This is a genomic window from Pandoraea terrigena (genome assembly GCF_902459705.1).
In the GTDB taxonomy this organism is placed as follows: domain Bacteria; phylum Pseudomonadota; class Gammaproteobacteria; order Burkholderiales; family Burkholderiaceae; genus Pandoraea; species Pandoraea terrigena.
Genome location: NZ_CABPRU010000032.1, coordinates 1 through 665, shown reverse-complemented (window position 1 = coordinate 665; position 665 = coordinate 1). Strand labels below are relative to the sequence as shown.

1 protein-coding gene is annotated in these 665 nt (G+C 64.2%); it reads left to right on the top strand.

Annotated elements, in window-relative coordinates:
• Positions 1-665 (top strand): electron transfer flavoprotein subunit beta/FixA family protein (locus PTE31013_RS24660; protein ID WP_246174915.1); only part of this gene is annotated, 665 nt, incomplete at both ends.

Below are 665 nucleotides of genomic sequence, written 5' to 3'. Positions count from 1 at the left end.
GTCAAACGGGTAGTGGATTACAACGTAAAGGTTCGCGTGAAGAGCGACGGCAGTGGCGTCGACATTGCGAACGTGAAGATGTCGATGAATCCGTTCGACGAAATCGCGGTGGAAGAGGCGGTACGGTTGAAGGAAGCGGGCGTGGCGACGGAAGTGATCGTGGTGTCGGCGGGGGTGTCGCAATCGCAGGAGACGCTGCGCACGGCGCTGGCGATCGGCGCGGACCGCGCGATCCTGATCGAGTCCGAGGACGAGTTGCAGCCGCTGGCGGTGGCCAAGCTGCTCAAGGCCGTGGTGGACAAGGAGCAGCCGCAACTGGTGATTCTGGGCAAGCAGGCGATCGACGACGATTCGAATCAAACGGGGCAGATGCTCGCGGCGCTGGCGAAGCTGCCGCAGGCGACGTTCGCCTCGAAGGTGACGGTGGCGCAGAACCGCGCACAGGTCACGCGCGAAGTGGACGGTGGTCTGGAGACGGTGTCGCTGTCGCTGCCGGCGGTGATCACGACGGACCTGCGCCTGAACGAGCCGCGTTACGTGACGTTGCCCAACATCATGAAGGCGAAGAAGAAGCCGCTGGAGACGATCAAGCCGGCGGATCTGGGGGTGGATGTGACGCCGCGCCTGAAGACGCTGAAGGTGGTGGAGCCGCCCAAGCGCAGCGC